Here is a 20178-nt window from a genome sequence, read left to right as displayed (position 1 = left end):
GACACCGGTCCGCACATGGTCGGGGCCGGACGACGTCGCCGCCCGGCCCCGGTCTGGATCCCCGTCACGCGATCACGGTGCGCACACGGGATAAGCGGTCAGGGAGAAGTCGGCGGCGACCGACTTGTTCTGCTTCACTCGCACCTCGGTCGACTGCGCCCGCCAGTCGTCCTTGCTGACGACGACGGTCACGGGACTCTCGTCCTTCGCGAGCTCCCAAGTGAACCGCCCGTCGGCGTCCGTACGCAGCACCCTGGTCGACGTCGCACCCTTGAGCACGACCGTCGCATCGCCGATCGGCGTCGCCTTCGCATCACAGGCGCTGGTCACCCTGCCGGTCAGCGCACCCCAGTGCTTCGGGGCGACGACCGTGAGGGTCACGGGCACAGGGTCGATCGCGTCGCCGTCGGCGGTGCCCAGGCGCAGCGCCGCCGTGTACGTGCCGGGCTGCGCGAACGACTCCGAGGTGAGGGTGACCTGCAGGTCGGCGCTCGCACCGGGCTGCAGGGTGAACTCCGCGGGCTCGACGCTCATCCACGGCACATCCAGGCCGCACGCGTCGTATCCGGGCAGCAGCTCCGCCTGCGTGACGCCGCCGAAGTCCCCGACCGATCCGCCGACACGGTAGAAGCCGCACGCACTGCCCCCGCGACGGGTCACCAACCCCGAGGGCGGCAGTGCGTCCCAGACGCCGGAGCGGGCGTTGAGCGAGTATCCGACGTTGGTGAGGCCGTCGACGCCCTCACCACCCGAGATGAGCAGCTCGCCGTTCGCAGCGGTGTAACCCGCCGCCCACAGCCCCGCGGGCATATCCGCGATCTTCGCCCAGCTGTCCGTGCCCGGCGTGTAGGCGTACGCCGAGGAGCGCGTCCCTTCGGCGTCCGTCATACCGCCGGCGCAGTACAGCTTGCCGTCGATGGCACCGCAGGAGGACCAGGCGATCGGCTCGGGATAGTCCGCCGCATCCTTCCAGCTGTCCGCGGCCGGGTCGTATACCTGCACGCTGTTGTCACCGCACTGCCTGTTGTCGCAGCCGCCGACCAGATACAGCTTGCCGTCGAGGACGGCGGATGCCGCGGCCGCGAGCGGATCGGGGTTGCTGCTCTCGCGGGTGCTCCAGCTGTCGTCGACCGGGTCATAGGCCTCGACCTTGTCGTTCAGCCCGCCCGCGGGCGTCCAGCCACCGGTGACATACAGCTTGCCGTCGATGAACGCCCCCGAAGGCATCTCGACAGCCTGCGGCAGCGGAGCGACCTTCTCCCACGCTTCGCCCGACAGCATCCGGTACGCATCGGAGATCATCGCCTGGTTCGAGACGCCCGCGACGGAGTAGACCGCCCCCTCGAACACGTCGACCAGATTGTCCATGATCGGCACCGGGTAGTCGGCGACCGTCGTCCACGGCGCTGCCGCGGGCAGCACCTCCTGAGGCTGGGCCGAGGCCCTCGCCTCAGGGCTCGCGGACAGCCTGTGTCCCGGCTTCTCCCCGGCAAGCGACTTCGTGGCCCTCGTCATCGGCTTCGCCCCGGCTTCCGACGGCTGCGTCGTGAGCTCACCCGGCACCTCGGCGACCGTGACCTCCTTCGTGTTGTCGGAGGTGTTGGTCACGGTGACCTTCACCGTGCTGCTCCCGCCGAGGGTCTGAGTGACCTCGACCTTCGACGGGGTGACGGTCAGCACCTGTCCGGCGCCGGAAGCTGGTGCCGCGATGGCACCTGCCCCCACGGCGAGCGCCGCGGTCAGCAGTCCCACTCCGACGGCCGTGGACACGGAACGTGCGCTCATGGTTCTCTTCTCCTGTCGCTTCGCGTCGTCGATCATGATTCTTTGCTCGGTCATCAGCGGCACCCTCCCGCCGGGGTGAGGGTCGCCGTCACCGTCGTGGTGGCCCCACGGCTCACCTTCACCGATGAGACCGCAGATGCCAGACCGTCCTTGCTGGCGATGACCTTCACGTTCGGCTGAGCAGCGATGGCGACACTCACCTGCCCGGTCGAACTGGACTTGCGACTGAACTGCTGATCCTTGCCGATCACCTCGACATAGGCGCCCTTGACGGGGACGACGTCGCCGGTGCACTGCTTGAGCACCGTCGTGACGGCGATCGATCCCCAATCCTTCGGAGGCACGACCGCGAGGTCGACCGAGACCGCGCCGGGACGGTACGGGGTGTCGTGCGCCACCGGCAGGTCGGCCGTGAATCGTCCGGGCTGGTCGAGCACCGTGCTGTCGACGGTGAACGGCACCGAGATGCTCTCCCCCGGCTGCAGCGTCTTGTCGACGTCCTTCAACGTCACCCAGGACGGCACACCCGCACCGCAGTCCTGGTAGCGCGGCAGCTGCTGTGTCCGCGCCATGCCCGGCCAGCCCACGCCCGCGCCGCCGACGATGTAGGTGCCGCAGGTGCTGCCGCCGCGGTACAACGGGTACTCGAGGTTCGCTCCGCTGCGCCAGGTGTCCGTCACCGGGTTGTAGTGGTACGTCTCGTTGGTGGTCTTACCGCTGTCGATGCCGTCGCGGAGGCCTGCGGCATAGATGAACTCGCCATTCGCGCCGGCGCCCTCACCACCCCACTTCGCCTGCGGCAGTGGCGCCCTCGCCGACCAGTGGTCGTACACCGGGTCGTAGGCGTAGACGTCGTCGAAGATCTCGCCCGAGATCGAGTTCATGCCGCCCGCGCAGTACAGCTTGTCGGCGACTGCGCCGCACACCGCGTGCGAGACCTCGACCGGGTAAGGGGCGATCTCGTCCCAGGCATCCGTCTGCGGGTCGTACACCATGACGGTGTCGCGACCGCAGTCTCCGCCGAGGGTGCCGTTGCCCACCGAGCATCCGCCCACCAGGTAGAGCTTGCCGTCCAGCACGGCGTGCCCTGGGGCGCCCAGCGGCTTGGGCAGCGGAGCGCCCGTCGACCAGGCACCCGTCTTCGGGTCGAAGAGCTCGGTGGTGGTGACCAGTTCCAGCGTCTTGCCCCACCCGGCCGCGACGATGAACTTCCCGTCGGCGAACCCGCCGGCCGCGGCCTGCCGCGGCACCGCCATGCTCGGCATCGCCGACCAGTGGTCGTCGATCGCGTCATAGCGATAGGCCGCGTTCGTCGTGCCGGCACCGTCGAAACCACCCGCCGAGTACAGGGTCCCGTCATTCGACCCGAGCGCGGGATCCATGATGTTCAGGGGATACCGATCGAGCGTCTGCCAGTCGCCGGGAGCGACATCGGCATCGGTTCCGGATTCGCCCGCTGTGGCGAGACCTGCGAGCGCGTCGCCGTCGGCGACGCCGCGGATGCCGAGTTCCTTCGGGCTCTTCGCCGTCATCGGTCCGCCGGTGAATCTCCCGGCGATCGACAGCGACTCGAAGTCGAGGGGCTTCGGCGTGCCGGATGCTGCGGAGCCGCGCGACGGTGCCGTCCCGGCATCCGCCTTCGCGACCGGCGCTCCGAGACGCACGGTCAGCGGCGCCGTGCCGTCGTTCGTGAGCGTCACCGCCTGCACCGTCTTCGTGTTCATGCCCTGACTCACCCGAAGGGGGTCGGGGGTGATCACGAGCCGACCGGCCGCCAGCGAGACATCGCGGTATGCGACCTCGTCCTTCTCGACGTCGACGGTCACGGACTGGTCGGCGTAACCGCCGTGTCCGTAGTCGATCGACTTCTCACCGCTCCCGGGCACGAAGGCCGTGTAGAGTCCGTCTCCGGCATCCGGGTCAGCCGGCGTGGTGAATGAATACGAAGGCGCCTTCTTCCCGACGGTCACGCTGGCGTTTCCGATGCTGCGCTCCGTGTTGCGGTCCGACACCTGGCCGATGACCAGTCCGCCGTCGATCGTCGTGCAGGCGGGCTCGCCGATCAGCACGTCGTCGATCTCCCACCACATGTCGAAAGTTCCGGTGTAGTGGAAGCGGACCTGCACCTCGTCGTGGCCCGCCGCCTGCGGGATCGGCAGGCGCAGCGCCGAAGTCACGGTGCCCTTGCCCTTGCTCCAGACGTCCTCCCAGGTCTTCCCACGGTCCAGCGACAGCTGGATCGTGGCAGTCGAGCGCACGAACGACGGCGCCATGTACTGCGTCTGCAGCGCGATCTCGGGCTCCGTCGTCTTCGACAGGTCAACGACGGGGCTCACCAGGTACGCGTCCTGGTGCTTGCCCGCCTGATAGAACTGGCTGTTCAGGATGGCGAATCCGCCCTCACCGCCCGGCGTCCTGTTCCCCGTGGGCTCGGGATCGTCGAAGGACCATCCGCCTTCGCCGGTCTCATCGGTCGTGGTCCATCCGAACGGCTTCTCCCAGCGGGAGAACGGCTCGAACAGGCCGTTCACCGAGTAGCCCGGTGCCACGCACCGGCTCTCGTTGATGGGCACGCCGAGGTCCTGCGTCCTGGTCTCGGAGAAATTCACGTCCTTCGACGGTGCGGTGTAGCCGGCGTAGATCGGTTTCACCGTGAGCCGGTACGACTCCGCCGCGGGAAGGTCGATGGAGTACTTCCCGGTCTTCGGATCGGTGAACCAGGGGCCCGCGGGGATGCCGGGGATGTCGATGCGCGCGTACAGCGGCCAGCCGTGACCGGAGTCGTCCGCGACCGTGCCGCTGACGGTGCTGATCGGCGCCGCAACCAGCTTGACGTTCCCGTCGGCAGCCTTGCCGTCGGCGACGGTGACCTTCACGGTGGTCGGTGTGTAGCCGAAGGCCGATGCGGTCACCGTGTAGTCGCCTGCCGTCAGGCGCACCGAGTAACTGCCGTCGGCCGCCACGCCGAGGTCGCGGTCGAGCGGTCCGTCGATGACGATGCGCGCGCCGGGAACCGGGGTGCCGTCGGCGGCGTTCGTGACGGCCCCGGAGATGGTGCCGGTGTTGCGAATCGGCGAGGCGGTCACGGCGGCGAGGGCGTCGAGCTTGCCCTCGCCCCAGGTGTAGTTGTCCTCGACGGTGCCGCCGCAGCTGGTGTCGTCCACGTTGACGGCCGTGCTGTCCAGGATCTTCTTCGTCTCCGCCACGTTGCGCGCGAGTTCAGGCGACGCGGACCACATCAGTGCGACAGCCGCCGCCACGTGCGGCGATGCCATCGAGGTGCCGTTCATCGATCCATACGCACTGCCGGGGATCGCACTGCGGATGGCGACGCCGGGGGCCGCGATGTTCGGCTTGATGTCCGGCTCCTCCGTGCTGCCGCGTGAGGAGAACGCGGCGATCTTCCCGGTGCTGTCGAAGGCGCCGGCACTGTAGCCGTTCGGGTTGTCGCCCGGGCTGCCTGCGGTGCCGCATCCAGGCCCGGCGTTTCCGTTGGCGAACATCGGGAAGATGCCGGCGGCGGTCCAGGCATCGATCATGTCGCTGAACCACAAGTCGACCGCCGTGCCGTTGTCGCCGCCCCACGAGTTGTTGACGATGTGCGGGCGCAGCTCCGGACGCGGGTTGTGCCCGGTGAGGTCGGTCGGCGCGAGCATGAACTCGGCCGAAGCGAGAAGCGCTGCCTCCGGGCAGGTGCGGGCCTCGCAGCCCTTGGCGGCGATCCACTGCGCGGCGGGTGCCACTCCGATCTTCTTGCCCGGTGCGCCGTCGCCGACCATCGTGCCGATCGTGTGCGTGCCGTGGCCGTTGTCGTCGCACGGCACCCCGGTCGAACATGCGCTGGTCGGGTTGAACCAGTTGTAGTTGTGATCGAACGTGCCGTCGCCGCGGTTTCCGCGGTACTGCGCGACGAGCGCGGGGTGGTCGAACTGGGCGCCGCTGTCGATGCTGCCGATCACGATGCCCTCGCCCTGCACCCCGAAGTCGGACCAGACCTTGTCCGCCTTGATCGCGGCGATGCCCCACTCCACGTTCGCGACCGCAGCCGCCTGAGCAGCGGGCTCGATCTCGGGGGCTGCGAAAGCGTGGTCCGCTCGTACGGCCTTGACCCCGTCGACCTCGGCGAGCTTCGCCGCCAGCGACGCGCTGCCGCGCGGCACGTACACCGCGTTCGAGATGTAGAAGCTGCGGTAATCGACGCCGGCATCGTCGAGCACGTCGATGACGCCCCTCTGGCTGTCTGCCGCGGTCTTCTCGAGCTTCTCGACGACGGTCGCGCCGCGGTCGCGCCAATTGCGCGTCTTCGCGGCGTCGGACAGGTCCGCTTCGGCGCGAAGGTCGACCCAGAGCGGCGCCGTGCCCTCTTCTGCCAGTTGCTTCTCCAGTTCCTTCGTCACCGCCCCGGAGTCCGAGTTCGTGGGCGCGGCCTGCACAGCCGGCGTGGCGATCAGGACGCCGAGGACGACGGCTGCAGTCGTGGCGAGCGCGAACAGGCGACGCCGGGTGGGGAATGCCGGGCTACGTTGCACGGGAGGACCTCCAGCTGGGGAAATGGTGATCGTCGCAAACATGTCATACTGACCCGACGATGGCAATGACGATTTAGCGCCACGTCGTATTCGTGCCATCTCCGCTCTGACGCGGCGCGAGGGGAGCCGATGTGTGGGAACTGATAGGGCTTGACGACCTCGCCGAGCGTGTCTACCGGCAACTCGTGCAGGTGCCGTCAGCGGATGCCGCGCAGCTCAGTGCCGCCCTCGGCGAAGAGTCGACGCGCCAGGTGATGGCCGCTCTGGAGACGCTCGAGCGCAAGGGGCTGATCGCACGCTCCAGCGCCTTTCCCGAACAGCTCGCCGCTTCTCCCCCCGGACTCGCGCTGGGCTCGCTGATCGTCGAGCATCGTGAGCAGCTGAGGCGCGCGGAGCAGGAGCTCGACCGTCTCAACGACCTCTACCGCGGCTCGGTCGGACGCACCGTGACGGATGTGCTGGATGTCGTGAGCGGCCCCGCAGCGGTCGCGCAGCGCTTCGCTCAGCTGCAGCGCGGAGCGACCGAACAGGTGCTGGCGTTCGTTCGCGCCGAGGTGATCCTGGTCTCGTCGGAGCAGAACGCCGAGGCCGAAGCGACCGCGGCCCGGCGGGGCGTCGAGTACAAGGCCGTCCTGGAACGCGAAGTGCTGCAACGGCCAGGCGTGTACGCGGACATCGCCGAGTCGGTCGGCCGCGGCGAGCACCTCCGCATCGTCGAGCGCGTTCCCACACGCATGCTGATCGCCGACCGGGAACTCGCGCTGCTCCCTCTGAGCGGCACGGAGGAACGCGCGGGCGAGATCGGCGCGCTGCTGATCCATCCGAGCGGCCTGCTGGACGCATTGCTGGCGCTGTTCGACGCCGTGTACGAGTCGGGAACCGATGTGGCGCCCGCCCTGCAGGCCGTCCCCGGTGCGGCCCTGGACGAGAGCGACACGGGACTGCTCTGGCTGCTGCTGAACGGCCTCACTGACAAGGCGGTCGCCGGCCAGCTCGGCATGTCGATGCGCACGGTTCAGCGCCGAGTGCACGAGCTGATGGAGCTGGCCGGTGTCGACACGCGCATCCAGCTCGGTTTCGAGGCATCCCGTCGCGGGTGGATCACACCGGGCGCGTTGCCGTCCGCGTGATCGGCGGAGCGCCCTGCGGAAACCGTCAGCGCCACCACTCGTCGTCCGGCGTCACCGGCAGGTGGCGCTTGTGCTGGGTCGAGAGGTACTTGCCCTCGATGCGGCTCGCCACGTCGTCGGAGACCGGACGCTGCTCGAGGTAGTCGTCGATCTCGTCGTAGGTCAGGCCGAGCTCGTCCTCGTCGGCGCGGCCGGGCTGCCCGTCGAGCAGGTCTGCCGTCGGCACCTTCAGGTACAGCCGTTCCGGAGCGCCGAGCTCACGGAGAACCGCCCGTCCCTGGCGCTTGGTCAGACCCGACAGCGGCAGCAGGTCTGCTGCGCCGTCGCCGAACTTCGTGTAGAAGCCGGTGACGGCCTCGGCAGCGTGGTCGGTGCCGATGACCAGCATCCGATCGTGGCCGGCGAGCGCGAACTGCGTGACCATGCGGATGCGGGCCTTGATGTTGCCCCGGTTGAAGTCGGTGATATCCGCGTCGAGGGCGTTCTCGATGTCCTTCTCGACACCGTCCACGCCGTTCTGGATGTTGACCTCCACGCTGCGATCGGCTGCGATGAACGCCAGCGCGGCCTCCGCATCGGCGGCATCGTGCTGCACACGGTACGGCAGCCGCACGGCGAGGAACGACGCCTCACCACCACCCGCCCGCACCTTTTCGACGGCGAGCTGCGCGAGCCGGCCGGCGAGCGTCGAGTCCTGCCCACCCGAGATGCCGAGCACGAAGCCTTTCGCCCCCGTCGCTGCCAGGTAGTCGGCGAGGAAGGCGATCCTCGCGTCGATCTCGATGCGCGGGTCGATCTCGGGCTTCACTCCGAGAGCCTCGGCGATCTGCTGCTGCATGGTCACGGGCGTCCTCCTCCGATGGGTGCATCCAGTCTGTACCTGAGAGGATGGATGCGTGAAACTCCTCGTCGCCGCACTCGCCTCCGAACTGCAGGCCTTCCCGGCAGAACTCCCCGGTTTCGACCGTCTCGTCACCGGGCCGGGCAAGCTCAAGGCGGCCTACGGCCTGACCCGCGCGCTCGATGCGGCGACCTACGAGGAGATCCTCGTGGTCGGCACCGCCGGCGCCGTGGACGACGACCTGGAATCGGGGGTCTACGAGGTCAGCGCGGCGATCCAGCACGACGTGCAGGACCTCGACGGCGTCGTCGGACAGCACGTGTCGCTGCCCTCGCACGTCGAGACCGGGCATGACGGGCACACGATCGCGACGGGCGACATCTTCGTCGATGACCCCGATGCCGTGGCGCGCATCCGCTCGCTCGGCGGAGTGCTCGTCGACATGGAGACGTTCTCGTTCATCTGGGTCGCGCAGCAGTTCGGCGTGCCTATCCGTGTGCTCCGTGCGGTCTCGGACCGCGCGCAGGACGGCGCAACCCAGCTCTGGGACGAGGTCGTCGCGGCGTGCAGCAGCCAGCTCTGGGAGCGAGTGAAGGACGAGTACGCGCTCTAGACCGGCACGTCGATCACACTGGGCCCGTCGGGCAGAGTGCGCACCGTGAGCTGTGCGGGGATCTGCTCCTGCATCGCCTCGACGTGACTGATCACGCCGACGGTGCGGCCGCCCTGACGCAGTTCGTCGAGCGTGCGCATCGCGACCTCGAGGGTGTCGGCGTCGAGCGAACCGAAGCCCTCGTCGATGAACAGTGTGTCGAGCCGGATGCCGCCGGCCCTGGCCGTGACGACCTCGGCGAGCCCGAGCGCGAGTGCCAGCGAGGACAGGAACGTCTCGCCGCCGGACAGCGATCGCGCCGGCCTGCTCTGACCCGTGAAGGCGTCGAAGACGACGATGCCCAGTCCTGAGGCCTTGCCGTGCGTGGCGAGCGCGTCGGAGTGCCGCAGCTGGTAGCGCCCGGCGGACATGTCGTGCAGGCGAAGATTCGCGGCCTCGACGATCTCCTCCAGCTCGGCCGCGAGCACGAACGTCTCGAGATTCATCTTGTGCGTGTTCGCGCCGCGTCCGGCGAGCGTGTCGGCGAGGCCGCGCAGCACGTCGTACTCGGCCTGCTGCTCGGCACCGGCCGCGTGCTCGGATGCCGCAGTGTCGGTCAGCCCGCGCAGCTGATCCACCGTGCCTCGGGTGCGGTTCGCGGCATCCACTGCGGCCGTCCAGGCGACTCGGGCATCGGCCGCGGCCTGCTGGGCCGGCGCGACGTCGAGCGGATCTTCCGGCAGCATGCGCAGTTCGAGGTCGAGCAGGATCTGTCGCTCGGTGCCGAGCGCGATGGCGTGCGCGGCAATCCGCTCCTCGAGGGCTGAGAGTTCGGCCGGTGCCAGCAGCGCGGTCTCGGCCGCGGTCGACTCATCGAACGGTGAGTGCTGCAGAGCCGCGCTGCGCTCGGCCAGAGCCTCGGATGCCGCGGTCGCCCGGGTCTCCCGCTCATCGATCGCGTCGGCGAGGTCGACCGCGTCGGACGACTGCGCGGTCACCAGGGCGATGCGTGCGGCCACCGAGGGATGCTCGCCTCTGGCCACCGCGATGAGGGTGTCGGCCTGACTCGATGCCTGTTCGGCGAGGGCGAGCTGCTCCCGCGCCCCGGAGAGTGTCTGCTCGGCCTCAGTGCGGCGCTGATCGTTCTGATCGCGCCGGGTCGTCACGGCCTGCAGCTCGATCTCGAGCGCAGCGGCCTGCTCGACGGCGGCAGTCGCCGTGGCGAGCGCCGTCGTCGCGGTCTCGAGCTCGGCGGCCGCCTGCTCGACGGTGCGGCCGTCGGCTCGCTCGCGGACGGCCGCGAGGGCGGCGCGCGCAGTCGACTCCTGACCCGATGCCGTTCGCTCGGCGGCGGCCGCGGCGTCGCGAGCGGCCTCGGCCGTGGCGATGTCGTCGGCGGAGACCGGGTCGGCGTGCTCGGCCGGGCTCGGATGCTCGGTGGACCCGCACACCGCGCATTCCTCGCCGGGGACGAGTGCCGTGGCCAGCTCGCCCGCGTACCCGTCCAGCCGGCGCCTGCGCAGCGCGGTGAGGGCGTTCTGCGCGGCGCTGTGCGCGGCGCTCGTGTCGAGAACAGCGCGTTCCGCAGCGGCCTGCGCCGCGGACTGCTTCTCGACATCGGCTGCAGCTGTGCGACGTCGCCGCGCATCGTCGTTCGCTCGGGCCAGGTCATCGACGCGGTCGGCCTGGCGGCGGGCCGCGTCGCGTCGCTCCGTGAGATCGGCGAGCTGCGAGGGAAGCTCCTGGCGCTCGCGCTCGACGGCGGCGAGGGCGTCCGATGCTTCTGCGACGGACAGACGGGCGGAAGCCATGGACGCGGCGCGCTCGAGGGTCTGCTGTTCGAGCTCCGCAGCGCGCTGCCACGCCCCGATCTCGCGGGTGCGCGCGGAAGACCAGGCGCGGAGCGCGGCGGACTCGTCCGTATCGGTGTCGCGCCCTTCGTCTCGTCGCTGCGCTCCTCGCTCAGGCTCCGGAGCAGAGTCACGCCCCTCGGACACTCGCCCAGCACCCGGAGCAGAGTCACGCCCCTCGGACACTCGCCCAGGTTCCTGAGCAGAGTCACGCCCCTCAGACACTTGCCCAGGTTCCTGAGCAGAGTCACGCCCCTCAGACACTTGCCCAGCACCCGGAACAGAGTCACGCCCCTCGTCGATGAGGTCTACGCCGTGGGCATTCCAGATCTCCCGAGCCTCGGCCTCGGCCTCGGCGGCGACGGCATGTGCCCTCTCGGCCCGCGACGCGGCCTGGATCACGCCGCGCAGCACCTCTGCCGCCCGCGCCCGGTCACGGCGCTGCTCCGCCTCGGCGATCTCGGGCTTCTGCGCGTCCAGCGCATCGAGCGCCTTGCGTGCCCGGTCGCGTTCGGTCTGCGCCTGACGAAGTTCCTTGGTCTCGGCAAGGCCGGCATCCGCCGCGGTCAGCCGATTCTCGGCGTCGTCGCGCTCCGCGTCCAGCCGCTCGGCCCGGTACTCCCCGCGTGCGAGCGCTCGGCGAAGAGTCTCGATGCGCATGTCGGCGTCGGCGCCCTGCGCGGATTCGGCGTCGTCGCCGCCGAGCTCTGCCGCGACGACGATGCCCTCGGCCTGTTCGAGTCTCGCCTCGACCGTCGCGCGCCGGGTGCCGAGCGCCTTCTCGGCGGCCCGGCGGCGCTCGTCGAACCGCGTCTGGTAGTCCTCGAAGCGCTCCGTGCCGAACAGCCGGCGCAGCAGCACCTGGCGCTTGCTGCTGTCGGAGAGCAGGAAGTCGGCGAACCGGTTCTGCGCGAGCAGGATCACCTGCAGGAACTGCTCCTGGGTGAGCTGCAGGATGTCGGCGAGCTCGTTCCCGACGTCGACCGCGCGGGCCGCGCGGCCCACCCATCCGGCGTCCGTCCGCTCCTCGAGCGAGACCGCGGCAGCCTGCTTCGTGAGGCCGCCGCCGCGCTTCGCCGGGCGCAGGTACTCGGGCGAGCGGGTGACCCGGAACCGCCCGGCGACGGTGCTGAACTCGACGACGACCTCGGTGGGTTCATCGGGTTGGCTGTGATCGCTGCGCAGCCGCTTCTCGCCGTCCTTGCCGTACCGAGGGACGCCACCGTAGAGACCGAAGCAGACGGCATCGAGGATCGATGACTTGCCCGCCCCCGTGCGCCCGCCGATCAGGAAGATGCCGTCGTCGGAGAACGCGTCGAAGTCGACGGTCTGTCGTGCCCGGAACGGGCCGAACCCCTCGACCTCCAGGCGATGCAGCCTCAAACGAGTGCCTCCGCACGCACGCGGTCGTCGAGCACCTCGCGGATGAGCTCGGCCTCGCGCTCGCTCGCCCCCGCTCCGGCGCGGACGTGCTCGAGGAAGGCCTCGATGCGCTCGGTGTCGGTGACGGCGCCGTGCAGCCGCTGTGCGTAGGACCGCTCCTCGGCGAAGTCGGCACCGATCGGCGCGTGCTGCACGAGCGCGCAGAACGGGAACCGCTCGCGGAGCCGCCGCATGGGCTCGAGCTGCGGCACCGGATCGGTGTAGACCGCGCACACCCAGTCGTCGGCGTGTGCGGCGACGTTCTCGGCGGAAAGGATCTCGGCGAGCGGGCCGGTCAGCGTGACCAGGCGGCGCGGCACCGGCAGCGCCAGCCATTCCGTCGACGCCAGCCCCTCGGCATCCAGCTCGACCAGCCAGGAGCCGCGCTCCTTGTGCTGTTCGCCGAAGCTGTAGTGCAGCGGCGCGCCCGAGTACCGCACCCGGTCGCTGAGCTGCTGGCGCCCGTGGATGTGGCCGAGGGCGACGTAGTCGGGGCCGTCGAACACGGTCAGCGGCACGACGTCGAGACCGCCCTGGCGCACCTCGCGCTCGAGCCCGGCGGTGGCGTCGACGCCGGCGGCGAAGCAGTGCGCGATCGCGACCGAGCGCCCTGGATGCTGCGCGATTCCCTCACGCACGAGCTCCATCGCGTGCGCCATGGTCTGCGCCTGATTCTTCAGCGATGCCTCCGGCCAGTGTTGCCGCACGATCGCCGGCTCGAGGTACGGGATGCCGAAGAACCGGACCGGCCCGTGATCGTCGGCGACCGTCACCGGCGCCTGGAGCGCGGTCGGGTCGGTCAGCACGTGGATGCCCTCGCGCAGCAGCCGGGAGTGGAAACCCAGCCGCGCCGCGGAGTCGTGGTTGCCGCTCGTGACGATGACCGTCGCGCCCGTCTCGTGCAGAGCGACCAGCGCGTCGTCGAGCAGGGTGTACGCCGAAGCGGCGGGCGTCGCCGAGTCGAAGACATCACCCGCGACGATCACGACATCGACGTCGTTCTCGCGCACCTGCACCACCAGCGCATCGAGCACAGCGGCGAGCGCATCGAGCGTGGAGTGACCGTGGAAGGTGCGCCCGATGTGCCAGTCGGAGGTGTGCAGGATTCGCATACTTCCAAGGTACGGAGAGCCTCCGACATCGCCCTCGAGGCGTGCCGGGCACAGGAGCGGAAGATCCCCTGACCCACCCTCGTCACGACGACCGGCACGGGGTGATGCGACATGCGCTGTGCGCTGTCACCGGTGCGGTGTGCGGGGCTGCATCGTGCAATCGATGGGCTGCCCTCCGCCCGGAGTCGACCGGCTTGCCCCGCCGGTCAAGGGGGTGTGCCCGCTTCGTCGTGACTACCGACTTCCGCTCTACTCGTCCAGGTCGTTCCCCCAGTTCGCCTGCTGGATGCTGCTGTCGAGTTCGCGCAGCTCTCGCGCGACGTCGTCCGCGCGAGAGCGCAGCTCCCCCACCGGCAGAGCGGAGAACTGCCGCAGCTCGGAGCGCATCTGCCGGAGATACCCCTGGCCGGTTCCGGATGCCGCGGCGGCGGCATCCGTGAGCAGGGAATGCCGCAGCCTCAGCACATCCCGGGCCGCGAGCGCCTCGGTCATGGTGCCTTCTCCGACCACGACACGAATGTTCGTCGCGTTGATGCGCCGGATCAGGTCGCGAAGCTGGTCGAGGGCGGCATCCGCCTCGACGAGCAGCGCCGCCGCGTCCTCGGCCGGCTCCTCGCCCTCCTGGTATCGGGCATTGTCCGCGATGCGCGTGCGCAGCTGTTCGATGCGCCGCTGCAGATCGGAGCGGACGGCCAGTGCCTCGGCGAGTCTCATCCCGCCATACTCACACAAGCGGGGTTTCGCCGACAGCTGTCAGCGCCGGCGCAGCAGCCCCTGCTTCTCGGGGTGCAGCTCGAACCAGTCCGCGACGTACCAGCACACGGGGTCGATCACGCGGTCGCCGCGCGACTCGATGTCGGCCACCGCCCCCTCGGTCACCACCGCCGCGTACCCGCGGCCTCTGAAGGCCGGGATCGTGAAGGCCCTGGTCAGCGCCACTGTACGGCCGTCATCGCGGTAGTCCAGCACGCTCACCAGCGTGCCGTCATGCATCAGCGCATAGCGCGAGGCATCCTTCTCATCGGTCAGCTGGAAGCCCTGGGTCTGCGCGTCGATCGTCACCGTTCCACGGTACGTCCGAAAACGGATGCCGGGGCCGGACGCCCTGGCAGCTGAAGGCGTTTCGTCTCGCTCCTTCGTCGCTCGCTCAACGACCGGAGGCGGATTCGGGGAGCGCGACCAGGTGCCCGTCCCCGACATCCCGCAGCGCCGGCCGCGGAGCATCCGGATCGTCCCACTCGCGGTTCACCCGGCGGCCACGGCGCTTGCCGCGCTGCCGCGGATCGGCGATCGGCACCGCCGCGAGCAGCTCCTGCGTGTACGGATGCTGCGCGGCGCCGAAGATCTGGTCGCGGGTGCCCTGCTCGACGATCTGCCCTCGGTACATGATCGCCACGCTGGTGCACATGTGCTCGACCACGCTGAGGTCGTGCGAGATGAACAGGAACGAGGTGCGCTGGTGGTCGCGAAGGTCGGTCAGCAGGTTCACGATCTGCCCCTGCACCGAGACGTCCAGTGCGGAGACGGGCTCGTCGGCGACGACGAATTCGGGCTGCAGCGCCATCGCCCGCGCGATCACGATGCGCTGCCGCTGGCCCCCGGAGAACTCGTGCGGATACCGGTCGAGGGCGTCCTCCTCCATGCCGCACTGCTCGAGCACCTCGATGACGCGGTCGCGCTCGTCGTGCTTCGTCGCCAGGCCGTGCGTGCGCATCGGCTCGCCGATCGCGGCGGCGATCGACAGACGGGGATTCAGCGCGCTGAACGGGTCCTGGAAGACGTACTGCATCTTCGGCCGCAGCCTGCGCAGCTCCTTCTTGCCGAGGCCGAGGATCTCCTCGCCGCGGAACCGCACCGACCCCGAGGTCGGCTCGTGCATGCGCAGCAGGGACTGTCCGAAGGTGGTCTTGCCGCTGCCGGACTCCCCCACCAGGCCGAACATCTCGCCCTCGCGGATGCGCAGGGTCACGCCGTCGACAGCCTTGACCGTGCGCTTCTTCGCGCCCCGGCCCTCGCCGCGCGACACGAAGTGCTTGACGATGTCGGTCGCCTCGACGAGAGGCGCGTCGGTCACGGGCGCACTCATGCCGAGACCTCCGCTCCGGCGAGCGCCAGCCGGCGCACCTCGTCGGAGATCGTGGGCAGCCGGTCCAGTCGCTGGCCCGGCATCGGGCGCGCCTTCAGCAGCGCGTCGGTGTACGGATGCTGCGGGTTCTCGAACACCGAGAACACGTCGCCGCGCTCGACGACGTGGCCGCCGTACATGACCAGCACCGAGTCGGCGACCTCGGCGATCACGCCCAGGTCGTGGGTGATGAACAGCATCGCCATGCCGGTCTCGTCGCGCAGATCGAGCAGCAGGTCGATGATCTGCGCCTGGATGGTGACGTCCAGCGCCGTGGTCGGCTCGTCGGCGATCAGCACTCTCGGGTGGCAGCACAGCGCCACCGCGATCATGGCGCGCTGCAGCATCCCGCCCGACATCTCATGCGGGTACGCACGCATGATCCGGTCCGGATTCGGCAGTCCCACACGGCGCAGCCACTCCACGGACTGGTCGTGCGCGTCGCCCACGCTCACGCTCTCGTGCGCCCTGATCGTCTCGATCATCTGCTTGCCGACCGTGAACACCGGGTTCAGCGAGCGCATCGGCTCCTGGAAGATCATGCCGATCTCCGAGCCCCGCACCTTCTGCAGCGCGGTGCCCTTCATCTTCAGCACGTCTTCCCCGTCGAGCAGCACCCGGCCGGAGAAGATCTCGCCGGGCTCGTCGACGAGGTTCAGCAGCGAGAGCGACGTGATGCTCTTGCCCGAGCCGGACTCACCGACGATGCCGAGCACCTCTCCGGCGTGCAGGTCGAAGCTCACGCCGTCGACGACGGTGCGGGGGCCGTTCTCGGTCGGGAACCGGACCGAGAGGTCCTCCACCTGGACCAGCAGGTCTCCCATGTCACTCACTTCTTCATCCTCGGGTCGAACACGTCGCGCATCCGGTCGCCGAACACGTTGATCGCGGCGATCGTGATCAGCAGGGCGACGCCGGGCGGCACCCACAGCCACCAGTGCTGCTGGAAGTCGATCAGGTTGTTCGCGGCGCTGATCATGTTTCCCCAGGACGCGTTCGGCGGCATGACGCCGAGACCGAGGAAGCTGAGCGCGGACTCGCTGAGGATGCCGGATGCCGTACTCAGCGTGGCCACGACGATCAGCAGCGGCATGACGTTCGGCAGCAGGTGCCGGAACTGGCGCGATCGGGAGCTCAGGCCGAGCACCTCGGCGGCCCGCATGTACGGCGCCTCGCGCAGCGAGAGCACCTGCCCTCGGATGAGGCGGGCCAAGGACGGCCACCCGATCAGACTGAGCAGCAGCATCACGTAGTAGATCCGGGTGGAGGGATCGACGCTGTTGGCGGACAGCACCGCCGCGATCACGATCAGCAGGGGCAGACCGGGAATGGCCATCAGCAGGTCGGCCGCGCGCATGATGATCGAGTCGACCAGGCCGCCGTAGTATCCGGCGATGATGCCGAGCACGGCGCCGATCAGCAGCGAGAGCAGCATCGACGCGATGCCGATGGTCAGCGAGAGGCGCCCCGCGAGCATGAGCCGGGTCAGCACGTCGCGGCCGTAGCTGTCGGTGCCGAGCCAGTGGTCCATCGTCGGCTCGTGGTCCGCGATGCGCAGGTTGATCTCGTCGCCGCTGTATCCGGTCAGAAGCGGGCCGACGAAGCTGAACAGCAGCATGAACACCAGTGCCGCGAGGCTGATGCTGGCCGCAGGCATCCGCAGCAGGCGGGCGAAGGAATCGCCCCACAGCCCGCGGCGTTTGCCGTTCCTCTTCCGCGGCGCGGGCGCGGGTGCCTCGGCCGCCGGGCCGATCCCGGGATCGGCGATCTGCGTGACGATGAGCTCTCCGCCGCCGCTCATGAGGCCCTCCCCGAATCGATGAGCCGGACCCTGGGGTCGGCGACCGCGTACATGATGTCCGCGAGGAAGCTGCCCAGCACGGTGAGGAGGGCGAGCAGCATGGTGATGGTCATCAGCACGTCGTAGTCCCGGGAGAACACGGAGTCGAGCTGGAGCTTTCCGACCCCGGGCCAGCCGAAGATCGTCTCGGTGATGATCGCTCCGGCGAAGAGGCCGGGCAGCTCGAAGGCGAGCAGCGTGATCGCCGGCAGCAGCGCGTTGCGCAGGCCGTGCGAGAACACCACCGAGCGCTCCTTCAGGCCCTTCGCCCGCGCGGTTCGGATGTAGTCCGCACGCAGCACCTCGAGCATCCCGGTGCGGAAGTAGCGGGTCAGGGAGCCGGCGCCGAGGAAGGTGAGGATCGCCACCGGAAGCACCATGTGCCGCATGACCTCGAAGACGTGGGCCATCCCCGTCGAATTGCTCCCGGTGTCCGTCATCCCGCCGGCCGGCAGCCAGTGCAGGTCGATCGCGAAGATCTTGATCATCATCAGGCCGATGAAGAACGACGGGATCGAGAGCGAGGCGAACAGCAGGATCGTGACCATCTTGTCGAACCAGGAGTACTGCCTGGTCGCCGCCAGCACGCCGGCGATGATCGCGATGATCCAGGTGAGCACGAACGCGGTGAACGCGATGATGAACGAGTTCCACATCAGCGGGCCGAGCACGTCGGCGACCGGTCGCTTGTAGACCAGGGAGAAGCCGAAGTTGCCGTGCAGCATGTTGCCGAGCCAGAGGAAGTACCTCACGATCACGGGCTTGTCGAGGCCTGCGAGGGCGCGGAGCTCGGCCTTCTTCTCCGGGGTGAGGCTGCGGTTCGAGCTGTAGTAGTCGCCTGGCATGAGGGTGAAGAGCCAGAAGACGAGGACCGAGACGCCGAGCAGCAGCGCTGCCATCACGGCGAATCTCTTGAGTATGTATCGGGTCATTGCACGCAGAGTGTCGGGGGGCGTGGACGCACGGAATGCTTCCGGGCGGGGGTCCACGCCCCACCCGGAAGCATCCTACGTTTTACTTCGCGATCTTCAGCTGCGCGAGCGCCAGCGCGGCGTCATCGGCGCCGGTGGAGTACTTCGCGCCGCCCTCGATCCGGGCGTTCCACGCCGAGATCGACTTGCGGTAGTCGAGCAGGATCGTGGGCGGGTCCTCGCTGAGCACCTTGTAGAGCTCGGCGTAGATCTTCTGCCGCTTCTCCTGGTCGAAGGTCGACGTGCCCTCCTTGATGAGCTTGGTGACCTCGGGGTTCGAATACCCGGAGACGTTGATGTCCGGGTCGTCGGTGCCGAACTCGCTCACGGCGTCGTTGGGGTCGGACAGGCCGCTGGTGCGGAAGCCGGCCAGGTCGTAGTCGCCGTTGTAGAGGCGGTCGAAGGCGGTGTTCGAGTCGAGCACCTCGGGCACGAAGTCGATGCCGAGCTTGGTGTACGTGCTCTCCGCGATCGGGATGACCGGGTCGTCGTCCTTCGTGGTGATGTACGACAGCTTCAGCTTGACGCCGTCCTTCTCGCGGACGCCGTCCGAGCCCTTCTTCCAGCCCGCCTCGTCGAGCAGCTTGCCCGCCTTCTTCGGGTCGTACTCGTACTTCGTGACGCCCTTGTCGGTGAAGGACCACTGCGTGGGCGCCGCGTACACATCGGCGACCTGGCCGAGGCCCTTGTACTTGGCGTCGATGATCTGCTGACGATCCAGGCCGTAGTACAGCGCCTTGCGGACTTCGGTGGATGCGAGCGCGGGCTTCTTGTTGTTCACCCAGATCTCGCCCATGTCGGGCACGACGGCGGCGCGGATGTTGGCGAACCCGAGGCCCTGCAGCTCCTTCAGCACGGCCGGGTCACTGCCGAAGCCGCCCTGGTCGATGTCGCCGTTCTCGAAGTTCTGCAGCGCGGCGTCGCTCGAGACCACCTTGAAGATGAGGTGCTCGATGGCCGGCTTGCCCGAGTAGTAGTTCGGGTTCGCGGTGTAGCGGATCTCCTGGCCCTCGACGTACTTGTCGAACGCGTAGGGGCCGGCGCCGAGGGGCTTGGCGTAGAGCGCCTTCAGGTAGTCGAGCTGACCCTTGACATAGCCCTTGCCGTAGTACGCCTTCGAGATCACCTGGCCGCCGAGCGTGCGCAGCGCGAGGGGGTTCTGCTTCTCGGTGGTGATCTTGATGGTCTGCTTGTCGACGACATCGAGGCCCGAGAGCGAGGTGGCCGAGCCCTTCTTGTACTCCTCGGTGCCCTTGATCACGATGTCGCTGAAGTCGGTGCCTCCGGCGTACTGCGGGTCGTTCAGCAGGGTGAGGGTGAACGCGACGTCGTCGGCGGTGACCGGCGATCCGTCGCTGAACTTCGCACCGTCACGGATGTGGAACGTGTAGGTGAGTCCGTCGTCCGAGACCTCCCACTTGTCGGCGAGGTCGGCGACCGCCTCGCCGGACTTGTCGGTGACGACCAGGGAGGCGAAGATCGGCTGCACGGCGTTGCCGTCCCAGCCGTTGTCGTAGAAGCCGGGCAGGAAGACGCCGCCGGGCGCGCTGATGGTGCTGACGAAGGTGTCGGTGCGGGCGTTCGCCGCTGCCGGGCTCTTGCTCGGGTCGGTGGCCTTGTAGAACTCGTCCTTCATGGAGCTGAGGTCGTTCTTGCCGGCATCCGGCCCGGGGTCGGCGGTGGCGGCGCATCCGCCGAGGGCGAGCACGCCCACCAGCAGTGCCGCGGGGGCGAGGATGGTTCTCTTCGTCAGTCTCATGAGCGGTCCTTTTCGAACACGGTGTGGGGGAGTGGGTGTTCTTGACCGTAATCCTGCAGAAGCCCGCACGGGCAAAGTCGTGACGGGGTGTTACAGATTCGGGATACCAAATCTGTTCCCGGGTCACGTTTTGACATGACCGGTCATGATCGGCAATAATCCCCCCATGACCACCATCGCAAGTTCTTTGTCCGCCCAGGAGGCGAACAGGACTGCCGGGAT

The 20178-nt window shown here is 68.9% G+C and carries 14 protein-coding genes; 2 read left to right on the top strand and 12 right to left on the bottom strand.

What is annotated here, in order from left to right; translation table 11 throughout:
* Window positions 1-72: 72 nt before the first annotated feature.
* Both ACFVDO_RS12185 and ACFVDO_RS12180 read right to left on the bottom strand, forming a co-directional pair.
* Window positions 73-1785 carry a Kelch repeat-containing protein gene (locus ACFVDO_RS12185; protein WP_378855733.1) on the bottom strand — a complete coding sequence of 571 codons (1713 nt, stop codon included), beginning with the start codon at window positions 1783-1785 and terminating at the stop codon, window positions 73-75.
* A gap of 53 nt (window positions 1786-1838) precedes the next feature.
* Entirely contained in the window at window positions 1839-6314 is a 4476-nt protein-coding gene (locus ACFVDO_RS12180) for a S8 family serine peptidase (protein WP_378855731.1), read from the bottom strand.
* 131 nt (window positions 6315-6445) lie between these two features.
* On the opposite strand from ACFVDO_RS12180, the gene ACFVDO_RS12175 reads away from it, so the two are divergent.
* Window positions 6446-7444 carry a hypothetical protein gene (locus ACFVDO_RS12175; RefSeq protein ID WP_378855729.1) on the top strand — a complete coding sequence of 333 codons (999 nt, stop codon included), beginning with the start codon at window positions 6446-6448 and terminating at the stop codon, window positions 7442-7444.
* Between the two features lie 25 nt (window positions 7445-7469).
* Here the strand turns inward: ACFVDO_RS12175 and nadE are convergent, their stop codons facing one another.
* Entirely contained in the window at window positions 7470-8282 is an 813-nt protein-coding gene (gene nadE, locus ACFVDO_RS12170) for an ammonia-dependent NAD(+) synthetase (protein ID WP_378855802.1), read from the bottom strand.
* A gap of 58 nt (window positions 8283-8340) precedes the next feature.
* Between nadE and ACFVDO_RS12165 the strand changes: the two genes are divergently transcribed.
* Entirely contained in the window at window positions 8341-8898 is a 558-nt protein-coding gene (locus ACFVDO_RS12165) for a nucleoside phosphorylase (protein ID WP_378855727.1), read from the top strand.
* Here ACFVDO_RS12165 and ACFVDO_RS12160 read toward each other — a convergent pair.
* From ACFVDO_RS12160 to ACFVDO_RS12120, 9 genes are all read right to left on the bottom strand, one after another.
* Window positions 8895-12110 (bottom strand): AAA family ATPase, encoded by a 3216-nt coding sequence (locus ACFVDO_RS12160; protein WP_378855725.1) that lies wholly within the window; start codon window positions 12108-12110, stop codon window positions 8895-8897. The two genes, ACFVDO_RS12165 and ACFVDO_RS12160, sit on opposite strands and share 4 nt — an antisense overlap.
* Window positions 12107-13261, bottom strand: coding sequence for an exonuclease SbcCD subunit D (locus tag ACFVDO_RS12155; RefSeq protein ID WP_378855723.1), 1155 nt, complete (start codon window positions 13259-13261; stop codon window positions 12107-12109). The genes ACFVDO_RS12160 and ACFVDO_RS12155 overlap by 4 nt, the downstream gene beginning before the upstream one ends.
* 249 nt (window positions 13262-13510) lie before the next feature.
* On the bottom strand, window positions 13511-13975 hold the full coding sequence (locus ACFVDO_RS12150; protein ID WP_378855721.1) for a DIP1984 family protein: 465 nt from the start codon (window positions 13973-13975) through the stop codon (window positions 13511-13513).
* Between the two features lie 39 nt (window positions 13976-14014).
* Complete coding sequence (locus ACFVDO_RS12145) at window positions 14015-14254, bottom strand: GNAT family N-acetyltransferase (protein WP_378855800.1); 240 nt, start codon at window positions 14252-14254, stop codon at window positions 14015-14017.
* A gap of 154 nt (window positions 14255-14408) precedes the next feature.
* Window positions 14409-15335, bottom strand: coding sequence for an ABC transporter ATP-binding protein (locus tag ACFVDO_RS12140; protein ID WP_378855719.1), 927 nt, complete (start codon window positions 15333-15335; stop codon window positions 14409-14411).
* A gap of 8 nt (window positions 15336-15343) precedes the next feature.
* On the bottom strand, window positions 15344-16210 hold the full coding sequence (locus tag ACFVDO_RS12135; protein ID WP_378855798.1) for an ABC transporter ATP-binding protein: 867 nt from the start codon (window positions 16208-16210) through the stop codon (window positions 15344-15346).
* A gap of 5 nt (window positions 16211-16215) precedes the next feature.
* On the bottom strand, window positions 16216-17187 hold the full coding sequence (locus ACFVDO_RS12130; RefSeq protein WP_378855717.1) for an ABC transporter permease: 972 nt from the start codon (window positions 17185-17187) through the stop codon (window positions 16216-16218).
* Window positions 17184-18158, bottom strand: a complete 975-nt coding sequence (locus ACFVDO_RS12125; protein WP_378855715.1) for an ABC transporter permease — start codon at window positions 18156-18158, stop codon at window positions 17184-17186. The genes ACFVDO_RS12130 and ACFVDO_RS12125 overlap by 4 nt, the downstream gene beginning before the upstream one ends.
* An 82-nt stretch (window positions 18159-18240) precedes the next feature.
* The gene (locus ACFVDO_RS12120) at window positions 18241-19956 is read right to left on the bottom strand and encodes an ABC transporter substrate-binding protein (RefSeq protein WP_378855713.1); all 1716 of its coding nucleotides are present in this window, start codon (window positions 19954-19956) and stop codon (window positions 18241-18243) included.
* Window positions 19957-20178: the final 222 nt, after the last annotated feature.

Origin of the sequence: Microbacterium sp. NPDC057741 (genome assembly GCF_042798735.1) — a bacterium.
GTDB lineage: Bacteria > Actinomycetota > Actinomycetes > Actinomycetales > Microbacteriaceae > Microbacterium.
Note: the sequence above shows the minus strand (reverse complement) of the source record. Positions and strands in the feature narration are given on the sequence as shown.